This is a genomic window from Paenibacillus sp. UMB7766-LJ446 (assembly GCF_030226665.1).
GTDB lineage: Bacteria > Bacillota > Bacilli > Paenibacillales > Paenibacillaceae > Paenibacillus > Paenibacillus vandeheii.
Genome location: NZ_JASOYM010000005.1, coordinates 148,628 through 167,401, shown reverse-complemented (window position 1 = coordinate 167,401; position 18,774 = coordinate 148,628). Strand labels below are relative to the sequence as shown.

At 47.0% G+C, this 18,774-nt stretch carries 15 protein-coding genes; 3 read left to right on the top strand and 12 right to left on the bottom strand.

The window, feature by feature from the left end:
- Nucleotides 1-207 precede the first annotated feature (207 nt).
- Nucleotides 208-654, top strand: a complete 447-nt coding sequence (locus tag QP794_RS14695; protein ID WP_285077755.1) for a tetratricopeptide repeat protein — start codon at nt 208-210, stop codon at nt 652-654.
- 87 nt (nt 655-741) lie between these two features.
- Here QP794_RS14695 and QP794_RS14690 read toward each other — a convergent pair whose 3' ends face one another.
- The 7 genes from QP794_RS14690 to QP794_RS14660 all read right to left on the bottom strand — a co-directional run bounded on the left by QP794_RS14690 (nt 742) and on the right by QP794_RS14660 (nt 10,550).
- Nucleotides 742-3,174, bottom strand: coding sequence for a glycoside hydrolase family 6 protein (locus tag QP794_RS14690; RefSeq protein WP_285077753.1), 2,433 nt, complete (start codon nt 3,172-3,174; stop codon nt 742-744).
- A 556-nt stretch (nt 3,175-3,730) separates the two neighbouring features.
- Nucleotides 3,731-4,870: an efflux RND transporter periplasmic adaptor subunit gene (locus tag QP794_RS14685; protein WP_285077751.1), complete on the bottom strand. Its 1,140-nt coding sequence runs from the start codon at nt 4,868-4,870 to the stop codon at nt 3,731-3,733.
- A gap of 36 nt (nt 4,871-4,906) precedes the next feature.
- The gene (locus tag QP794_RS14680) at nt 4,907-6,277 is read right to left on the bottom strand and encodes an ABC transporter permease (RefSeq protein ID WP_285077749.1); all 1,371 of its coding nucleotides are present in this window, start codon (nt 6,275-6,277) and stop codon (nt 4,907-4,909) included.
- Nucleotides 6,274-6,978: an ABC transporter ATP-binding protein gene (locus tag QP794_RS14675; RefSeq protein WP_024628872.1), complete on the bottom strand. Its 705-nt coding sequence runs from the start codon at nt 6,976-6,978 to the stop codon at nt 6,274-6,276. The genes QP794_RS14680 and QP794_RS14675 overlap by 4 nt, the downstream gene beginning before the upstream one ends.
- 244 nt (nt 6,979-7,222) lie before the next feature.
- Nucleotides 7,223-8,380 (bottom strand): hypothetical protein, encoded by a 1,158-nt coding sequence (locus tag QP794_RS14670; RefSeq protein ID WP_285077747.1) that lies wholly within the window; start codon nt 8,378-8,380, stop codon nt 7,223-7,225.
- Nucleotides 8,377-9,840: a sensor histidine kinase gene (locus tag QP794_RS14665; RefSeq protein WP_285077745.1), complete on the bottom strand. Its 1,464-nt coding sequence runs from the start codon at nt 9,838-9,840 to the stop codon at nt 8,377-8,379. The genes QP794_RS14670 and QP794_RS14665 overlap by 4 nt, the downstream gene beginning before the upstream one ends.
- Nucleotides 9,837-10,550: a response regulator transcription factor gene (locus QP794_RS14660; RefSeq protein WP_024628875.1), complete on the bottom strand. Its 714-nt coding sequence runs from the start codon at nt 10,548-10,550 to the stop codon at nt 9,837-9,839. The genes QP794_RS14665 and QP794_RS14660 overlap by 4 nt, the downstream gene beginning before the upstream one ends.
- Nucleotides 10,551-10,756: 206 nt before the next feature.
- Between QP794_RS14660 and QP794_RS14655 the strand changes: the two genes are divergently transcribed.
- Nucleotides 10,757-11,233, top strand: a complete 477-nt coding sequence (locus QP794_RS14655; RefSeq protein WP_285077742.1) for an RNA polymerase sigma factor — start codon at nt 10,757-10,759, stop codon at nt 11,231-11,233.
- A gap of 204 nt (nt 11,234-11,437) precedes the next feature.
- The gene (locus tag QP794_RS14650) at nt 11,438-14,245 is read left to right on the top strand and encodes a chitinase N-terminal domain-containing protein (RefSeq protein ID WP_285077740.1); all 2,808 of its coding nucleotides are present in this window, start codon (nt 11,438-11,440) and stop codon (nt 14,243-14,245) included.
- A 95-nt stretch (nt 14,246-14,340) separates the two neighbouring features.
- On the opposite strand, the gene QP794_RS14645 is transcribed toward QP794_RS14650, so the two are convergent.
- The 5 genes from QP794_RS14645 to QP794_RS14625 all read right to left on the bottom strand — a co-directional run bounded on the left by QP794_RS14645 (nt 14,341) and on the right by QP794_RS14625 (nt 18,608).
- A complete protein-coding gene (locus QP794_RS14645; RefSeq protein WP_285077738.1) occupies nt 14,341-14,754 on the bottom strand; it encodes a hypothetical protein in 414 nt (137 codons plus the stop codon).
- A gap of 238 nt (nt 14,755-14,992) precedes the next feature.
- Nucleotides 14,993-15,799 (bottom strand): phosphonate ABC transporter, permease protein PhnE, encoded by an 807-nt coding sequence (gene phnE, locus QP794_RS14640; RefSeq protein WP_029880708.1) that lies wholly within the window; start codon nt 15,797-15,799, stop codon nt 14,993-14,995.
- Nucleotides 15,796-16,659, bottom strand: a complete 864-nt coding sequence (gene phnE / locus QP794_RS14635) for a phosphonate ABC transporter, permease protein PhnE (protein WP_236703666.1) — start codon at nt 16,657-16,659, stop codon at nt 15,796-15,798. The genes phnE (QP794_RS14640) and phnE (QP794_RS14635) overlap by 4 nt, the downstream gene beginning before the upstream one ends.
- Nucleotides 16,656-17,456: a phosphonate ABC transporter ATP-binding protein gene (phnC, locus tag QP794_RS14630; protein ID WP_024628881.1), complete on the bottom strand. Its 801-nt coding sequence runs from the start codon at nt 17,454-17,456 to the stop codon at nt 16,656-16,658. Before phnC ends, phnE (QP794_RS14635) begins: the two co-directional genes overlap by 4 nt.
- A gap of 168 nt (nt 17,457-17,624) precedes the next feature.
- A complete protein-coding gene (locus QP794_RS14625; protein ID WP_079349915.1) occupies nt 17,625-18,608 on the bottom strand; it encodes a phosphate/phosphite/phosphonate ABC transporter substrate-binding protein in 984 nt (327 codons plus the stop codon).
- Between the last annotated feature and the right edge of the window lie 166 nt (nt 18,609-18,774).

Below are 18,774 nucleotides of genomic sequence, written 5' to 3'. Positions count from 1 at the left end.
TATAGACATCCTGCCTGCTGCGACATAGGCAAATATCCGTCCAAAACGATCAATATTCAGTGTTGTTGGAGGAGGGCTTGACGTGAAAGTGGTGCTTCAGTTCTTTCGAGCAGCCCCTCCATTCACTTTAAAATTTTCCCTTTTATTGCAATAATACAAGAATACCTTAATATAGGCAGGGTGATGAAGATGAGTTTCGAATTCTATATGGCAGCAGATCGTCCGATTCCCGAGATTAAACTTAGAGGACAAGAGGTTTTAACCGTAGGGGATATGATTCGTATGAATGTTCCGGATGGTCTGATTCCTTGGAAAGAAATGAATGAAAATGCAAAGATTCTTTATGGTGATCCAGCAGCGTCTAATCATTTTCACATAGAAAGTGCTTCATATGCTTTAAAAATCATGAGTAAGTATACTAATCTCAACCATATTTACAAATTCGATGGTCCTCCAATAAATCTAACGAAGGAATTATATAATTATGTAACTACACTCCATAAAGAAATAAACTTGGAAATCTGGCATCTCTGGTTTGGCTATGATCATGAAGGTGAGATCATTACAAGAAAAAATTTGTCACGTTCCGCTCTTACTCTCTCTGATTTTGAAGCCGCTCTTCATGAGAGTTGGTGCATAGCTATCAATAGTTGATTCGTGAATCGGAAAATAACAGCAGGGGCGTTCCAAGTCATACACATGACTTGGAACGCCCCTGCTTGATTTATTCTGCTTTTCCTATTAAGGCTCAATCCCCCAGACCAGAGTGCCGCCTTTATAGAGGGTCACCTTGTTCCAGTCCTGATAGGAGGTTTTGGTTGGATCGTAGGAATAATCATTGGATTCATCAAAATTGCTCCAGTCCGTTTTGTACATACGAAGCTGGATATCCCCGGATTGTGCACCTGCCTGAATCGAACCTGCTCCAGCAGTGAAGCTGAGCTCCACATAGGAATCGGTGAACGTGCGCTGGATGTTAGCACCGCCCACCTGTGCCCAGTCGATCGCAGAGTCCATTGCTGCGGTGCCTTCTTTGGAGAAGTAATAACGGATTTTCAGATCACTCAGGTTTACAGCCGTGTTGCCTACGTTTTTGATGTTAAAGAATGGCTTGATCTGATTATCTGCTGCGTTCGTATCTCCTGCACGATATTGCAGAACCAGATCACTGGTCGGAACGACTACACTTTGTGGTGTTGCGGAAGCTGCGGCAGAATTGGTACTTTCCCCGGCAGCGTTCACGGCACTAACCACATAATGATAGGTCGTTCCATTGGTCAGACCTGTATTGGTGTAGGATGTGCCGCTCACGTTGGCAGCAACCGTCGTGAATGGACCCGATGCACTCAACGCCCGTTTCACGTTATAACTTGTCGCTCCTGCAGAAGCCGCCCAGGACAAGCTAATTTGCGCACTGCCAGCCGTAGCTGTCAGCGCTGTTGGTGCAGCAGGAGCAGTCACACCTGCAACGGGGACAGCACTTTTTACAGCCGAATTGGCACTCTCACCTGCGGCATTTACGGCACTAACCACATAATAGTAGGTTGTACCATTGATCAGACCTGTGTTGGCATACGATGTTCCGGTCACGCCCGCAGCAACCGTAGTGAATGGACCTGATGCACTCAACGCCCGCTTCACGTTATAACTGGTCGCACCTGTGGAGGCGGTCCAGCTCAGGGAAACCTGTGCGTTGCTTGCTGTCGCAGACAGTGTTGCCGGAGCTGCTGGAGCTGTCGTTCCACCCCCTCCACCATTGCTGGCAGGAAGAACAGGGAATGAGTTTTGCACCAGCATGACGAATTGATCATGGAACCAGTGACCCGACACCGGTGCGTTAGGCAGTGCACCGGTCAATACACCATCACGTGTCGTGAATGTTGGATCACACATCCGGTCGAAGCCTTTTCCTTCGTTATTCGGAATTTCCGAGCTGGAGCCATCAGATTCCCCTGGAGGTTTGACCCATACATAGGCATCCAGATGGGCTGGTCCTGGTGCTGCTTTAGGTGCTTCACCTATGCCTGCTCCGCTGTTGTTACACCAGTTCCCCCGGTGATCCCGCTTATCCACACGCCCGGAGTTCACGTACGTGTTAATATCACTGCCTGTGGCAGACGTTGGACGGTTAACCCCGCCCCATCCATTGCGGCTGGTATCAATCAGGAAGCCCGTGCTGGCCGGCCAACCTGCTTGTACAAATCCGCTATACAGTGCCGCAGTGAAATCGGTTTCGTCAAAGTACGGATTCCACTCATAAAACTTGGAGGACTTGATCGGTTGTCCGCCGATGTTCAGATCCGGGTTGGTCAGATTCGGTTCGCTCAACGGTGTGCTATTCGCTGTGTTCGTGATGAATCCGTCTGCGCTGCTTAGACCTGCATTTGTTCCTTGGACAACGTTAGTATAGAGCGAGATTGCACCTGTACGGTTGTTATCCCAACCAAGCCAGCCGGAGTGACCAATATCCAGGTAGTTGTACACATTCGGAACGGCATGCAGCTTTTCCAAAGCATATTTCACGCCAGCTTCGTAGATGCCTGTTGAACTCGCCTGGGCACAGGCTGGTGTACTGAGGTTGGTTACCAGATTAGGAAGACTGTCCGGCTCAATGATGGCAATGATGCGAATGTCCTGATATTTAGGTTCTGCAAAAATATCGGCGATTACATTGATATAATCATTTTTATACGTCTGCAGCGCTGCCTGTGTTAGTGGAAGTTCACCATTGGACGCAAGCGCATGGCAATCCCGCCCAGGCAGGTTGTAGATAACGAATGAAGCGGTAATCGGAGTGCCTGCTTTCTTTTGTGCCAAAGCGGCATCCAGATGCTGCTCCACACTTTTGCGTCCGGCATTGTCTGTTCCACCATGAATGGCGGCAATACGGTCGATCCAGACTGCCGTTGGATAGGATTTGACCGTTTCCATCTTGGCTTTTAACGACGCATCACTGGTGAGAGCAATGGACGTATCCACGAGAGCGGAATAATCCTGGTTTAAATACGCCGTAGCTCCGACAAACGGATTATCCACATGTGCTTCAGCCGCCTGACTCACTCCTGGAGCCATGCCCGGGAAAATGCCCGCCGCGAGCAGCGTTGCTGCCAGCATTTGTTTTACACTTCTGCGAAGGACTTTTCCGCCTCTCGATAAGGTTTTCGATTTTGTCATTAGGGTTCCACCTTTCCTGTAATTGGATTGGGTATTTACTCATGTCTGATCCTCTGTGTCGGCAAGATGCTATGCACGGTAGAGAACATATGGATGAGCTGTTGGAACTTCACCTCCATGAATGCAGTCAAATTGGGACAAGCGTAGGTCAACAACAATAGAGCCTGAACTGTAACAAGAAACAGAGATTGTGTCTTACACTGAGGTTAAATGACAAATCAAGGGGGATAACATCTGTAGGTGTGTGCGGGTGATCTTCGGTGAACGACTTTCAAATCTTTACTCATCCTTTAATTTGGTAAGCGCTTACTTTTTGAGGTTTTAAAAAAGGCTTACCCTCGATACAAACCTCACATCGCGTGTCCACCTCCTTATGAATCTGATTATACTCCATGTAAATATTACTGTAAATTGAATTTATTAAATATTATTATAATTAATTCCATAAATCAGGCAGGAATTCTGAGATGTGCCTGCGCAAGCCATAAGAAAGGCTCATCACGGACTTATCCCCCGTAATGAGCTAATTCACATCGTATACTTTCATGCTCTCTTTCTATGGAAGCACTACAATATCCCCCGGTTTCAAACCGTTCAGTACTTCCGTCTTGTCATCCGTCTCGATGCCTGTTTGAATCGTCTGCTGAGCATATTGTCCGTTGCCTTGATCCAGCATTACATATGCCGTATCCTGATCACGCATAACCGCCAGCGTGGGAACCACCGTCGCTTTCTCCTTACGCAGCGTTTCAATCTTCCCCTCCAGACTTAATCCACCGATCAACTTGGCGTTTGGCTTCAGATCAATGACAATATCGAATTGGGAAGGCTGCTTGAGATCTGTTTCCGTTCCCTTTTTGGCAAACTTGGAGATTTTGCTGACCTTTCCGGTTAACGCAACCTCCTTATTGCCCGTCATATGTACGCTTACAGGCATACCAGTTTGAATTTTGAAAATGTCCTGCTCAGTAATGGTCGCCACAAACTGCAATTTGCCCGTATCTACAATGGTACCCACATACTGACCTTCGCTCACCATACGTGTCTTGGTCTCCGTATCATTCATCAGAAACACGCCGGATACCGGGGCATACACGGTGGATAAACCGATAACCGCCTTCTTTGCCTGAACCTCCTGCTCCTTCACAGCGATGGATTCCTTATTCATTTCGTTGGTCAGTCGTTTGGTCTCCCGCTCGGCGAAGGCTTTCTTCCGCTCTTCTTCGGTGACCCCTAATGGCTCGGAACCGTTTCCCTGATTAAGACCAATCTCATTCATTTGCGCTTCCAGCCTCGATTTCTCAATATCGGTCTCCAACTGCTGCACTTCTGTCTGTAATGCTTTCGAATCAAGCGAGAACATAACGTCTCCCTTGCGAATGGGCTCCCCATTCTCTACATTCCACTGCTTTATTTTCGAGGCAAAAGGAGCGTAAACATCTGTCTGCTTGGCATAAACCGATTTGCCTTTGACCTGAATTTCCTGCGTGACCGTCTCCTGAGTGACTTCAAATGTGATGGGCTGCGGCGCCTCAATGGGCGCTTCGGGTACCGGTTTATATTGTTGGTATAGGAAATATCCAACACCCGCGAGCAGTCCGATCATGATGATTCTCTTTATCCATTTGCTTATTGCCGAATTCTTCATTGCCGTATGTCCCTTCGTTGAATCTGTCTGCTGATTCTGTCTGTTCAATCCTTAAACTTTTCATTCTCTGTATCTCTGCTTCATTTAAGCCGATTTGATCACCTGTAACGCATTCGTACGTGAGGCACTAATCGCCGGATAGATTCCCGAGAGCACTCCGGTTAATACCGCAAACGCTATTCCAGCAGGCAGGGCTGACGTCTGAATGATCACTTGGAGAGGTGTGCTTGCCTCCATCGAGATTTGCCCTTGGAGCAGTCCGTTTACCCCCTGGATGGCTCCATAAGCGATGAAGACACCGACAATTCCGCCCAATACGCCAAGTACAGCGGCTTCTGTAATGAACATCTGCCGGATCTGCCACAGATTGGCTCCCAGCACCTTCATGACACCGATCTGTTTTCGTCGCTGATGCGTGGACATGATCATCGCAACAATAATGGACAGCGAAGCCAGCAGCATGACGAATATTCCAATGCCCATAGCGGCCTTCTGGTACATGCCGAGCTGCTCCTTCATCGCCTGCTCCTGATACAGATTGCTGTCTGTCATCAGCGTCAGCTTCTGAATCTGCTCCTGCACCTGTGCCACATACTTCTTGTCCTCCACCTTTACGAGCGCCGAGTTCAATCGTCCTGCTGCCGCGGCCTGTGCCTGACTGCTCTGGAACTGTTCGGCGAGCATTCGGGCGGTTTCGAGGGAAACATAAACCTTTTTGTCATACATGGCATTATTCTCACTCATGCCGCCAGGAACTTTCAGCACCCCTGTCACTCGCAAAGGCGAGCTTGTTTTGACTTTGGACGCATCATTCATGTCCTGATATTTAAGATTAAACTGTGCCTGAAACAGCTCGGTTTGGGTAGACATCAACGCCATGTATTGCTGTAGAAACTCGTCATTAAACGAATCCTCCATGAGCTTGGCATTCAGTTCACGTATGACCTCGGCGTCCACAAGTCCGAAGGTTGCACCGTAATTCGCAATAGCGGCTCCGTTGATCCCCGATGCCCCGCCTTTGTCAAAACGGTAGCCAAAACGGCTTAATGTCCCAAGCTCTGTACCGATGACTTCCACATTGGAGCTCTTGCCTTCCAGCGTTGCCATCTCCAGCATGTCCAGCTTCAGCATCGGAGCAACGGCGACGACATGCGGAAGACTGGCGATAATATCGATTTTTCGAGCTGTCAGTGCTCCGCGTTCAAAGGTAGACGTTTGCCCACTGCTCCCGCTCCCACCCGAGTTGATGCCTTCATTCGGAGATACCGTAATCTCATCCATTTTGTAATTCTCGTTTAACGTTTTCTCACCATAGACCTGTACCGACTGCCCCACACTTAATGCGATAATCATGGCGGCACATCCGATGGACAGACCAATCATGCACAGTAAGGTAACCACCTTCCTCCGTACAATCTGTCCCCATGACATTCGCAACACATCCAGAATTCTCACAACCGCTCTCCCTGCTCTACTGCCTTGGACTGGCCACTCTTCACCAAGCATCCGTCCTGCAATGTAATGACAACCTGCATTTGCTCCGCCACTTCCGCCTCGTGCGTAACAATAACAAATGTCGTATCCATCTCCCGATTCAGCTGTTGCAAAATGGAAATGATCTCTTCCTCCGTGCGCGTATCCAAATTCCCGGTAGGCTCGTCTGCAAATATGACGGACGGCTCCGTAATAAGTGAACGTGCAATGCTGACGCGCTGCTGCTGTCCTCCCGATAGCTGGGAAGGGAATAACTCGGACTTGCCGACAAGGCCTACCTGTTCCAGCAGGTGCATCGCCTTTTGTTTACGTCGTGATGGGCGAATGCCCTGAAATACGAGCGGCAGCTCCACATTTTCCCGAATCGTCAGGTTCGCCAGCAGCTCATACGCCTGAAAAATAAAGCCAATATGTGTCCGGCGGAATTCAGCCAACCGGTTCTCACTCATACGGACAATATCCTGATCCGCAATGAGGATCTTGCCAGTGTCCGGCTTCATCAGACCTGCCATTAAGTGCAGTAACGTCGATTTGCCCGAACCGGAGCTTCCCAGCAGTGCAACCATCTCGCCCTTGCCCACGGATATGTTAATGTCCTGCAATACGGGAACGATCCCTTGTGCATTGCGAAACGTGTGTGACACCTGTTCTACTCGCAGCATGAATCCGGCTTCCTCTCATCGATGTAATAGAGGTAATTATAGCCATCAGATGTATCGGTCCAATCTGGACTTGTATCCAATTTGTAAAATCATCCTTTTACATCATTGGATCGAGATGCGATTGAAATGCCCTCTTTGGATTTATGCAAAATACTCGAATCACAAAAAGGCCCTATGGGTTAGTCCTTGCGTAGCGACTTCATTCCATAAGACCCTCATGTCTGAGCGTTCCATATTTACGGTTTTACCAAGCTCGGAAGCTAAATCGGTATAACTCGCTTTTTTCCATGGAGCTCCCAACAACAAAGAGATTGCTGTCATTCCATTTCAACTTGATAAAGTAATCGATATTCCGGTAGATAACCGTATCGGACCCCAGCTTGCTATCATTCAGATAGGCAATGTGAACCTCATTCTTCTGTCCTTCAAGTGTCAGAAAATAAGCAATGCGAGACTCCTCTTCATCCAGATCGAAGCTCCAGATGGGCCCTTTGACCAGCAGCTCAAACTTCTTGGTATCCGCTCGGTACCTGTACAATCCCTGTTCGTTATTCATCATACCTTGAATCAGCATATCCCCATTCTTCAATACTTTGAACTGCTGTATATCCTGGGCAGGGGGGTATGCGGTAATATCATTTTTGTCGTTAAGAGAGAAGCTATACACTGCGTAATTTTCTTTCAGTTTGACCAGCACATACACCTTGGTCAGATCCCGACTGATCTCATACGAATCCAGCATGATTAGGGTATCATCCTGACTTGAAATGTTGCTTTTCTGTGCAACCTTGGCAACTAATTCATCATAACTGTACAATTCGCGTTTCTTTCCTGTATTCAGATCCACCATGTTGAATACCAGGTCATCATATCCGATGTAGGATTCATCGCCTACAAAGATGCGTGAATAGGAGTTATCATTCTTCAACTTGTGATGTTCTCCTGTTTTCAAATCATATTTATAGGTTGTCTTCTGCGCCTGAGTCGATCGATACTGGGAATAGATCAGCTTGTTCTGATTCGGACTCAGAGTAATGCCATACTCTGTATTCGTAGCGATGTCTTTCAACCGATTATCATCCATATGCAGCTGTGACAGCTTAATCCCGGTATAGGAACGATCCGGCCGATTCAATATCACCGTGTTGGGATCAGCTACCTCAAAATCATAGATGGCAAAGTCATTGGGCAGCTTGGTAGCCGACTCAATCTGAATCGTGCTGCTCGGCGGTGGGGTCAAGCGACTGTTGAACTGTTTATCCGGCAGAATGACGGTTCTGGGCTTCGCATGTCCAATGCTGAAGAGACTGCCAATTCCAAAGATGCCTCCGACAAATACAATTAGCAAACCGGATAACATAAGCATATCGCGATGTCTGCTCCAAAATCCTCGTTTCTTCATACGTCCCATTCCCCAGGCAGACTGATATTCACCTGTGTTCCCTTGTTCAATATACTCTTCATTTCCACTGTTCCCCCATGCTGCTCTACCGTGTTTTTCACAATGGACAAGCCCAGCCCAGCGCTTCCCTTCTCTGTCCTGTTCATCCCGTTATCCCGGTAAAAGGGTTCAAATACATGCTTCAAAGCTTCCTCCGGGATGCCTTCTCCTTCATCGCGAATCAGTATGGCTACCGAATCCCCCAGTCGAAACGATTGGACTTGAATGATGGAATTCACATTTCCGTATTTGACGGAGTTATCCAGTACATTCAGGAAGACTTCTTTGAGCTTGTTCCAATCCCCCTGAACATACAGCGTTTCTTCCAGCTCATAACGAATACCGATATTGTACTTACCCGCCTTAATGGACATGTCTTCGCAAGCTTCCCGAATAATATTCGATACATTCACCCGCTCAAAGCGATAGGTCTGAATCGGTGTGGACGATACGGTCACTTCCAGGATATCGGCAACCATGACGTTGAGGCGCTGGCTCTCATTGATAATATATTTTAACCCTTTCTCGAAGAATGCCTGATCCGTAAAGCCATTATCCCGCAAAATCTGGGCATACCCGAGTATCGTAGTCAGCGGTGTCTTTAATTCATGGGTCACATTGTCAAAAAAAACCTTGTTGCGTGCCTGCAAATGCTTGACCTCATCCCGTTCTCTCTCAATCACATCAATCTGCTCCCTTACCCGATCAATCATGACCGTAAAGCTGGAAGCCAGCTCTCCAATCTCATCCTTCGTTGAGATGTGGATGTCTGCATTCAGGCTGCCTTGTGCAACTTCGGCTGAACGTTTCGTCAGCACACGAATGGGCTTCGTAATTTGGCGTGATATAAAGACAGAGCCAATGAAAACAAACACAAAAATGACGGCTGCAAAGCCCTTGATGGTGTTCTGAAAGCGCAAATGCCGTTTGAACAGGTCCGTATAATCTCTTTCCAGCTGGATAATGCCAAGGATGCTCCCCTCCGACAGCACAGGGAAAGACAGATTCCCTGTTACTCTGCCCTTATCCACCACTGTTGTATAAGCAATCTTTGACTTCATGGCAGCCTGTAGGTCAGAGGTTTTGGCAGCACCCGGCTTCGCCTCAGCACCCACGGTACTAAACGGGGTTGCATCAGATCGATAGACTATAACCTTGCCACCTACAGCGGATCCGATCTGTTCTGCGAGGTCCCTATTCCCTGTTCCCAGGGAGTCCTCACTAATCCGTTTGTTATGAATCAGGAAGTATTGATTGAGCGCGATATCCAGATTTTTTTTGGATTGTACCATGTCCTCCTGCACTTCCCTGTACATGTTCTCCTCACCCACTTTATTCGAAATAATGAGCAAGGCCGAAAAACCGATAAATACGATGACCGAGAAGAGAACGACCATTTTGAACTGGATCGTCCACTTCATGTATGCACCTGAATATTCAGTTTGTACCCCACGCCGAAGACCGTCTCAATAAGTGAAATCCCCTGCTCCCCGCTATCCAGCTTCTTGCGGATGCGCTGAATATGAATGTCTACCGTCCGGGTATCTCCGGGAAAATCAAATCCCCACACCTTATCCAACAATTCAGATCTCGTATGTACCTTCCGGTGATGGTTGACCAGATACAGCAATAAATCATACTCCTTATTGGTCAGTCCGGCGCGTTCCCCATCCTTCCAGACTTCACGCTCATCCTTGCGAATTTCAATGTGTCTGCCGAGCCGTACCACTTCATAGGACTGATTCTCCAGCGTTTCGCTGATTAGATCAATCCGGCGGAAAATGGCCCGAATGCGTACAACCACCTCACGAATGTCGAATGGCTTGGTAATATAATCGTCCGCCCCCAGCTCCATGCCCAGCACCTTGTCCAGCATATCGGACTTCGCCGTAATCATAATCACGGGAATCTTTGAATTCACGGAAAGCTGTCTGCATACATCGAACCCGCTCATGTCCGGCAGCATCAGGTCGAGCAGGATCAAATCTGGTCTGGACTCCCTGAGCAAATCCAGTCCCTCTCTGCCCGTTGCCGCTTCTGTCATCTCAAATCCTTCCTTGCGCAAAGAATAGGATAGGATGTCGCGAATGGACTCTTCGTCCTCAATAATCAAAATTTGTTTCGGTCTCATGATGAATCTTAATCTCCCTGCTCTATGAATTTCATCTGCCTTATATTTTGTATCTCTGCTCCAGGATTGAACAGAGGTTCACGGGAAATGTTACAACTCGGATACAAGTCTGGCGTCTTTGGAAACATCATCCCGATATACTTGGAACATTGAGAACAAACCAGACCGGAAAAGGCCAGATCGGTATCCAAAGGGGAAAACATCACGTGAACAAAACAGCCATTCATGATGCTTATGTAAACTATAAATCAGAAGTGACACGGTATCTATCTCAGATTGTCAAAAATCAACAGGATGCAGAGGATCTCACGCAGGAGTGCTTCATTCGAATGATGAATGTAACTGCAGACATTCCGGAAGAACGCCTTCTCTACTATCTCAAAAGAATTGCCCGCAACCTCGCTATGGATACATTCCGCAAGCGAACCCGTACACTGAAGCGAGACAGTAAGTTGGAGATGCAAACCTTTCACTGTGATGCATCCGAGTTGGAAATCTCCGAAGGTGTTAACGACCTTGTGTCGATCATCAACAATACAGAGCATCGCAAAATTCTTGAATTACGCGTGATTCACGGGTACAGCATCAAGGAAACCGCACAGCTCGTCAACCGCAGTGAAGGCATGATCAAATCCTCGGTATTCCATGCTGTGAATCGCATTCGGGCCAAAGTCATCTCCTAAGAGATGGCTTTTTTATTACTCAGAATGTCGTGAAATCAACATATGATGTTAGAAAGTATCAAAATTTCTTATATCGAGCATGACAAAGGACTCATTTTTACAAAAGTCGAGTTCGTTTTTACAAATTGTTATGACTATGTGAGATTTTGGTGTGATAAGATATGGACGAACTCATGTAGTAACTATTATTTGGGAGGGATTTGGTTGGGTAAATTGACACGTATGCGAGGAGTATGGGTAAAATCACTCCTGGCATTGTCCATGGCATTGCCGCTTCAGATCGGATTATGGAACGGAGATGCATCGGTTCAGGCAGAATGGGCAACCGACCCTGCGCCGTTCATACAGGCGAAGGTTGTTAACGGAAATGCAGGCAAGAAAGTACTGTTCGACAATACTCATGCACAGACAGCCGGAGCGGCTGACTGGGTCATTGACGGAGGTTTCTCTGACTTCGGTAATGCACTCGCGAATGATGGATATTATGTTAAGGAACTGCGCAAGACGACTCCATTTACCTATGACGATCTGAAAGAATATAACGTGTTTGTCATCGCTGAACCCAATGTTCCCTTCAAAACGACAGAACAGGCAGCCATGAAAGAGTATGTGGAAAAAGGCGGCAGCATCTTCTTCATTGGAGATCACTACAATGCTGACCGTAACAAAAACCGCTGGGACGGTTCCGAAGCGTTTAACGGCTATCGTCGTGGTGCATTCGAAGATCCAGCCAAAGGTATGAGCACAGAGGAGCGTAACTCTGAGGCTATGCAAAATGTAAGCAGCACAGACTGGTTGTCCGATAATTTCGGTGTACGCTTCCGGTACAACGCATTAGGTGATATTAACGCCACTAACATTGTGCCTGCTGGACAAGCATTCGGCATCACGGAAGGTGTATCTGCTGTAGCGATGCACGCAGGGTCCACACTTGCGATCACTGATCCAACAAAGGCAAAAGGTATTGTATACCTGCCGAAAACAAATGCGGCTTGGCCCAATGCAGTTGACCAAGGCGTGTACAACGGTGGCGGCGTTGAGGAAGGTCCTTACGTAGCCGTATCCAAGCTCGGTGCTGGTAAAGCAGCATTTATCGGGGACTCCTCTCCTGTTGAAGATGCTTCACCGAAGTATCTGCGCGAAGAGACTGGCGCTCGCAAAACAACGTATGACGGCTTCAAAGAAGTTGATGACGGCAAATTGCTGGTGAATACAGTCAACTGGCTTGCTAATCAGGAAAATTACACGAGCCTGACCCAAGTGAACGGACTTCAACTGGATAATGCAACAGCATTGCTTCCAATTGAACAACCTGCTGCTACTACAGAACCACAGGCTGAACCTTGGGCTGCACCAGCTGCAGGCTACAAATGGTATGATCGTTCCACGTTCAAAGCAGGTTCTTATGGTGGACCAGCTTCAAGCGCGAACGCTTCTTACAGCTTCGTGAAGCAAGAAACCCTGCCTAATGCGGAGGATTTCCAAATCCGCGTAGTTGTAGAGAACATGCCTGCCAACACAACGGTTTCCGGTTACAGTGCAGGGATCTACCTGACAGGCGGAACACAAGTAGCCATGATTCAGAACGAAAGTGGCACATGGCCGACTTCGTACGGCTATAGCTCCAACTTTAGCGTTACTTCCGACAGCAAAGGTCGCGCCATCAAGGACCTGAATGTCCGCATTAAATCAGGTACTACGGGCGCTGCCAGCCTGCGTCTGCGTCTGAACGGCAGCAACCTGATTACCAATGCAGTTACAGTCGGCAATGTTCCGGCTGAGCAGCTTCCGGAAGAGGAAGGTCCAATCCCGGCAACGATCAGCATTGCTGATGCACGTACCAAAGCAGCTGGTTCAACTGTTACGGTTGAGGGTGTAGTCACAACAGAGCCCGGTGCATTTGGTGGACAATCCTTCTATCTTCAAGACACAACTGGCGGCCTTTATGTTTTCCAAAGTACTGGCGGCTTCCATGCCGGAGATGTGGTTAAAGTAACCGCAGCAACGGCGCTGTACAACAGTGAATTCGAGCTTACAGATATCGTAGCAATTGAGAAAACAGGTACAGCATCCATCCCTGCTGCCGTTGAGGTTCCAGCAGTAACGGCTGCAAACCAAGGTCAACTCGTTCAATTGAAAGAAGTAACTGTTCAAAATATCATTAGTGCAACACCTGTAGGTTCCTTTGAATTTGACGCGGTTGCAGCGGACGGAACTAGCACGCATGTCCGTGTGGATACACGCACAGGTGTAACGCAAACGTCCTTCCCTTATGCGGCAGGCGATAAAATCAGCGTGACCGGTGTTGCCGCTATTTTCAAAGACGTATTCCAACTAAAACCTAGAAGCTTGAACGATTTTGTAAAAGTTGAGGAAGGCGGCGGAGAAGAACCTTCTACGCCAGCTGTTGGCGCACCGGGTAAACCTGCGCTTACCTCCAACAATGGGTATAGCAACGGTCTGTCTGAAGGATCGTATACTATCAGCATGAATCTCTGGTGGGGTAACAATGGCACAAGCTATAAGCTGTATGAAAATGGCGTGCTGATTGATACACAAAAGCTGACAGATGCTTCCCCGATGGCACAATCAGCCAAAACAACGATTTCTGGCAAAGCTAATGGTACCTATACCTATGTAGCCGAGCTGACGAACTCCAAGGGTACAACTAGCAGTGAAGTACTCACAGTAAAAATTGCAAATGCTGTCCCTGGCAAAGCTGTTCTCTCCCAAGACAACTGGGATGGTGACGGTAACTACAAAGTGACGATGAATCTGTGGTGGGGAACGAATGCAACAGAATACCGTCTCTATGAGAATGATCAACTGATTGATACCAAAACACTAAACGCAGTAACACCTAATGCCCAAAGCGCCGTGACAGATGTATCCGGTCACGCGAATGGAACGTACACGTATCGCGCCGAGCTGATCAATGCAGCAGGTGTGACAAGCACTGAAACCATTACGGTTAAGGTTACCAAATCGGTATCTCTGCCAGCAGCAAGCTAAGTCTTAGTAAGGAATGCCTAACGTTTAACCAAGCATAGAAAAAACCGAAGCGAGATCGCCGGGATTCCAGGCAAGCTTGCTTCGGTTTTTTTCTGTTACTTTTCTCTTAAGATCAGTTTCTCTTCGAAGTTGTTACCGTTAATATCTGTCCACTCAATGACAACTGCTTGGTCTTCATTTCTACTAACACTTGAACCTTGTGTTCGCATTATAGGAAAACTTATAGATTTCGAAGTTAAATCACTTTCCTGTCTAATTATGCTTCCTTCATTTATGTTAATTTTATATCCTTTAATATCTTCTAAATTATCTTTTTTATAAAATACAGTATATGCTCCATTTTCTGCTCTTTCATTCGTTACTGTAGTATCTAATTCGGCACTCCAATTTTCACTCTCTCCCATGAGATTAATTCTTGTCTGCAATTTTGAACAACCAGTAAGGGATATGGTAAAAAAGACTATTAAACTAAGTATCGACACCCATAACACGTTATTATTTTTTCTCATAATCTCCCTCCATTACTACATTTATAACTATACAGTATCATAATATGAGCCTGATTCTAAACAGTAATTTCATTTACGATCATATATTTACATATAAGATTATGAAATAAATACAAAAAGCAGCACCTGCTATTGCATGGGCTGCTCTTCCGATAGATCAACAATGGATTGAAACTTATCCATCAAGTTTTTTATTATATTCGTTTTTATTAACAAGCAAACTTTACTCTTTTCTTCTTTATACCAGCTTCTTGCGAATATATCCCGAGATCAGATCAATGATCGTAATCATCACGATAATACCCAGCAGGATAATCCCTACTCGCGGCCAGTTCCGTGTGCTGAGTGCGAAGATCAGTGGTGTACCAATCCCCCCTGCCCCAATTACCCCCAGAATGGTTGCAGAGCGTACATTAATCTCGAACCGATACAATGTGTAGTTAAGGAATCCAGGCAAAACCTGTGGCAGTACAGCAAACCACAGCTGCTGCATACGAGTCGCACCGGAAGCGAGCAACGCTTCAGAAGGACCATAATCAATATTTTCCACTTCGTCAGCGAATAGCTTACCAAGCATCCCGATGGAATGCAGTCCAAGTGCAAGTACACCCGCAAAAGAACCTGGTCCTACCGCTTTGATGAACAGCAAAGCCATGATAATCTCAGGAAAGGTCCGAATGAAGCTCAGAACCATTTTGCCCGTACCCGATACAGGACGGTAGCTGCTCATATTCCGGGCAGACCAGAAAGCAAAAGGAATACACAGTACGGCGGAAATGACGGTACCCAGCACCGAGATCGCCAGTGTATCCAGCAATCCTCGCAGTAAATCCTCTCCCTCAGGCAGATAGACAAAGTCCCAATCCGGGGAGAAAATCCCGGCGACAATCGCCTTCATGATCTGACCTGCGGTTTCCTTGAAACCGGTAAACGGTATACCAGCAAGTGCCCAAGCGTACACAAGTATAAGCAAGATTACAATGACCCAGCGAAGCGGGTTCTTCCGTGGTTTGCGCCGGATTACGCTCGTTTCATTTTTCATCATAACAATTTCTCCCGCAGCTTAGTACTTACATAATCAATGATCAGAACAATGACAAGGGTAAACAGAATGATTACACTCGTTTTGTCATATTCCAGGAATCCAAGGGTTGCTTCATAGTACAGTCCGATACCCCCTGCACCGACCAACCCAAGAATCGCAGCAGCGCGTACATTAATCTCAAAGGCATACAGCACATAAGAAGTAAACTGGGCAGCCAGTTGTGGCACTACACCATAAATAATCAGTTGAATCCGGTTCATGCCGACAGCGGTCATCGCTTCAAGCGGTCCCTGATCAATGGTTTCCAGCGTTTCGTAAGTCAGCTTGGCAATCAGTCCCACCGAGAAGACAGCAAGTGCCAAGATACCAGGAATCGGTCCCAGTCCAAACACGGCAACAAACAGCGCAGCCAGCAAAAGGTCAGGCACAGTACGAATCAAGTTCAGTACAAAGCGGGCCGGATAGTAGATCCAGCGGCTGGGCATCAAATTGCCTGCACAGATGATGGAAACCGGAATCGCGATGATCGCACCGATCGTTGTTCCGATCAGTGCCATTCGAATGGTCTCCAGCATGCCCTGAACGATATTATCAAAGTATGTCCACCGCGGAGGAAACATCTCCTTCAGCAGGTCAAGCATGTTCGGGAAACCTTCAATCAGTTCGCTGAAGCTGGCATCGGTCTGTTTGGCGCTTGCCCACAGCAACAACAAGATGATGACCAACGTGAGCAAATGTTTGGTGCGCCCCGGTGGTTTGGGACGGTGGATAGTCGAACCTGAGCCTGTGCCAGGACGCTTGCCCTTCCCTGATTCGTTCTGTAATGATCCATCTATCGATACGTTTACGGGTTGCTTCATACCAGAACTTCTCCCCGCTGTTCCTGTACAGCCTGTTTATCCAGCAGCTCATCTGCCAGAATAGGTCTGCCATAAATTTCGGCAAAACGCTCATCCGTTGCCTCGGATACCGGACCATCAAACACCACTTCGCCTGCACGCAAACCCACAATACGGGTAGCATACTCTCTGGCCAAGTCAATAAAGTGAAGGTTAACGATGGTTGTAATGCCGAGATCCTGGTTGATGCGTTTCAGATCATCCATAACCTGTTTCGTTGTCAGCGGATCGAGTGAAGCGACAGGCTCGTCTGCCAGAATGATTTTTGCTTCCTGTGCAAGTACGCGAGCTATCGCTACCCGTTGTTGTTGACCACCGGACAATTGATCCGCGCGGGAATAGGCTTTCTCCGCGATGTTCACCCGCTCCAGTGCTCCAAATGCAAGTTCGGTATCCTCTTTTGGAAAACGGCCCAAAATGGTACGCATGGTGGAATGATATCCCACACGCCCAGCAAGCACGTTGCGAAGCACACTGGAACGTTTCACGAGATTGAAGCTCTGGAAAATCATGCCAATATCCCGGCGAATCATGCGAAGTGACTTGCCATGGGCTTTTGTAATCGACTTGCCATTAATCAAAATCTCCCCTTCACTGATATCATGAAGTCGGTTAATGGAACGCAGAAGCGTCGATTTCCCCGCACCAGACAAACCTACTACGGCAATAAACTCTCCCTGTTTAAATTTCAGGTTAATATTATTCAGGCCCTTAGTGCCGTTAGCGTATGTTTTCGTTACATTGTGAAGCTCAATCATGGCAGTAGTCCTTCTTTCATTAATATGGTATTTCGCAGGTTCACGCTGTAATGGGACAAGCCAGCGCAGCGTATGTCACGCTGAACTGGCCTGTCCGCTAATACAATGAAGTTATCCAATGAAAAGATAAGCAATGCAATCATTAACTATCTTTCGTTTAACAGAAAACTACTCGGTTTTTACTTTCTCGTTGTATTGACGAACGATATCAAACTTGCTGTCATCTGATTCTACATAACCTTCGTGTGTGTAGATTTCTTTGATGATTTCGTGACCTTGTGGATCTTTACCGATGTCGATAAATGCTTGTTTAATTTTTGCTGTCCAATCTGCATTCATGTCTGTACGTACTGCGATTGTATCGTTAGGAATTGGCTCAGTGAACGCGAGTACACGAGTATCTTCAAATACAGTCGGGTAGTCTTTCGCTACAGTGTTACGAGCATCTTGGAAAATCGCTGCGGCATCAACGTCACCGTTCAGTACTGCCAATACGCCTTGGTCATGGCCTTTAACCGTGATTGGCTGTACATCTTTCAAAGGATCAAGACCTCTGTCGAGCAACAATGCTGCCGGCCATACATAACCAGCAGAAGAAGTTACGTTTTGGTAGGCGATTTTTTTGCCTTTCAGGTCTTCAACGGATTGAATCGGTGAATCTTTCTTCACAATAATCATGGATTTATACGAATCTGCCAGTTGCTCGGTAGGAGCGCCAGTCTCATCATTTACACCAAAACGTTGTGCCTGAAGGATAACTTCAGCTGCGCCTTTTTCTTTGGCAAGTACATAAGCCGTCGGAGGCAGGAAACCTACGTCCACTTTATTGGAAGCCATTGCTTCAATAATTGTGTTGTAGTCTGTGGATACGCTGACCTTCACCGGGATACCCAATTTGTCACCCAGCAGTTTCTCGAGCGGTTTTGCTTTGGCTTCGAGTGTATCTGCATTTTGTGATGGAACGAATTGTACAGTCAGCTCAGTCGGCACGTAACCTTCAGCGGCTTTATCTGTCTCTGCCGTGTCGGTACTGGATGAACTAGAGCTCGTATCAGCCCCGTTAGCCGAACCTGTTGTACTACTGTTAGACCCACATGCACTTAGAAACAGAACCAAAATCAACAATGGTAAAAATAAAGCAGACTTCTTCAAGCGAACACCCTCCAAAGGATTTCTATTTTTCATTACTTGTCTACTATAGTCTTCGAATATTTGCGCGATGTGAAACGAAATTTGGAGTTTTGTAAAGTTTCCTGTCAGGCTGTCAGAGCGGCTATGATCTGTTAGAATAGCCTCATTACAGTTGATGATACTAGTA

What these genes read in the sequence shown, in the direction of transcription:
- QP794_RS14695 (WP_285077755.1), top strand. Translation starts at nt 208, where the DNA reads ATGGCAGCAGATCGTCCGATTCCCGAGATTAAACTTAGAGGACAAGAG.
- QP794_RS14690 (WP_285077753.1), bottom strand. Translation starts at nt 3,174, where the DNA reads ATGACAAAATCGAAAACCTTATCGAGAGGCGGAAAAGTCCTTCGCAGA.
- QP794_RS14675 (WP_024628872.1), bottom strand. Translation starts at nt 6,978, where the DNA reads ATGCTGCGAGTAGAACAGGTGTCACACACGTTTCGCAATGCACAAGGG.
- QP794_RS14670 (WP_285077747.1), bottom strand. Translation starts at nt 8,380, where the DNA reads ATGAAGAAACGAGGATTTTGGAGCAGACATCGCGATATGCTTATGTTA.
- QP794_RS14665 (WP_285077745.1), bottom strand. Translation starts at nt 9,840, where the DNA reads ATGAAGTGGACGATCCAGTTCAAAATGGTCGTTCTCTTCTCGGTCATC.
- QP794_RS14660 (WP_024628875.1), bottom strand. Translation starts at nt 10,550, where the DNA reads ATGAGACCGAAACAAATTTTGATTATTGAGGACGAAGAGTCCATTCGC.
- QP794_RS14645 (WP_285077738.1), bottom strand. Translation starts at nt 14,754, where the DNA reads ATGAGAAAAAATAATAACGTGTTATGGGTGTCGATACTTAGTTTAATA.
- phnE (WP_029880708.1), bottom strand. Translation starts at nt 15,799, where the DNA reads ATGATGAAAAATGAAACGAGCGTAATCCGGCGCAAACCACGGAAGAAC.
- phnE (WP_236703666.1), bottom strand. Translation starts at nt 16,659, where the DNA reads ATGAAGCAACCCGTAAACGTATCGATAGATGGATCATTACAGAACGAA.
- phnC (WP_024628881.1), bottom strand. Translation starts at nt 17,456, where the DNA reads ATGATTGAGCTTCACAATGTAACGAAAACATACGCTAACGGCACTAAG.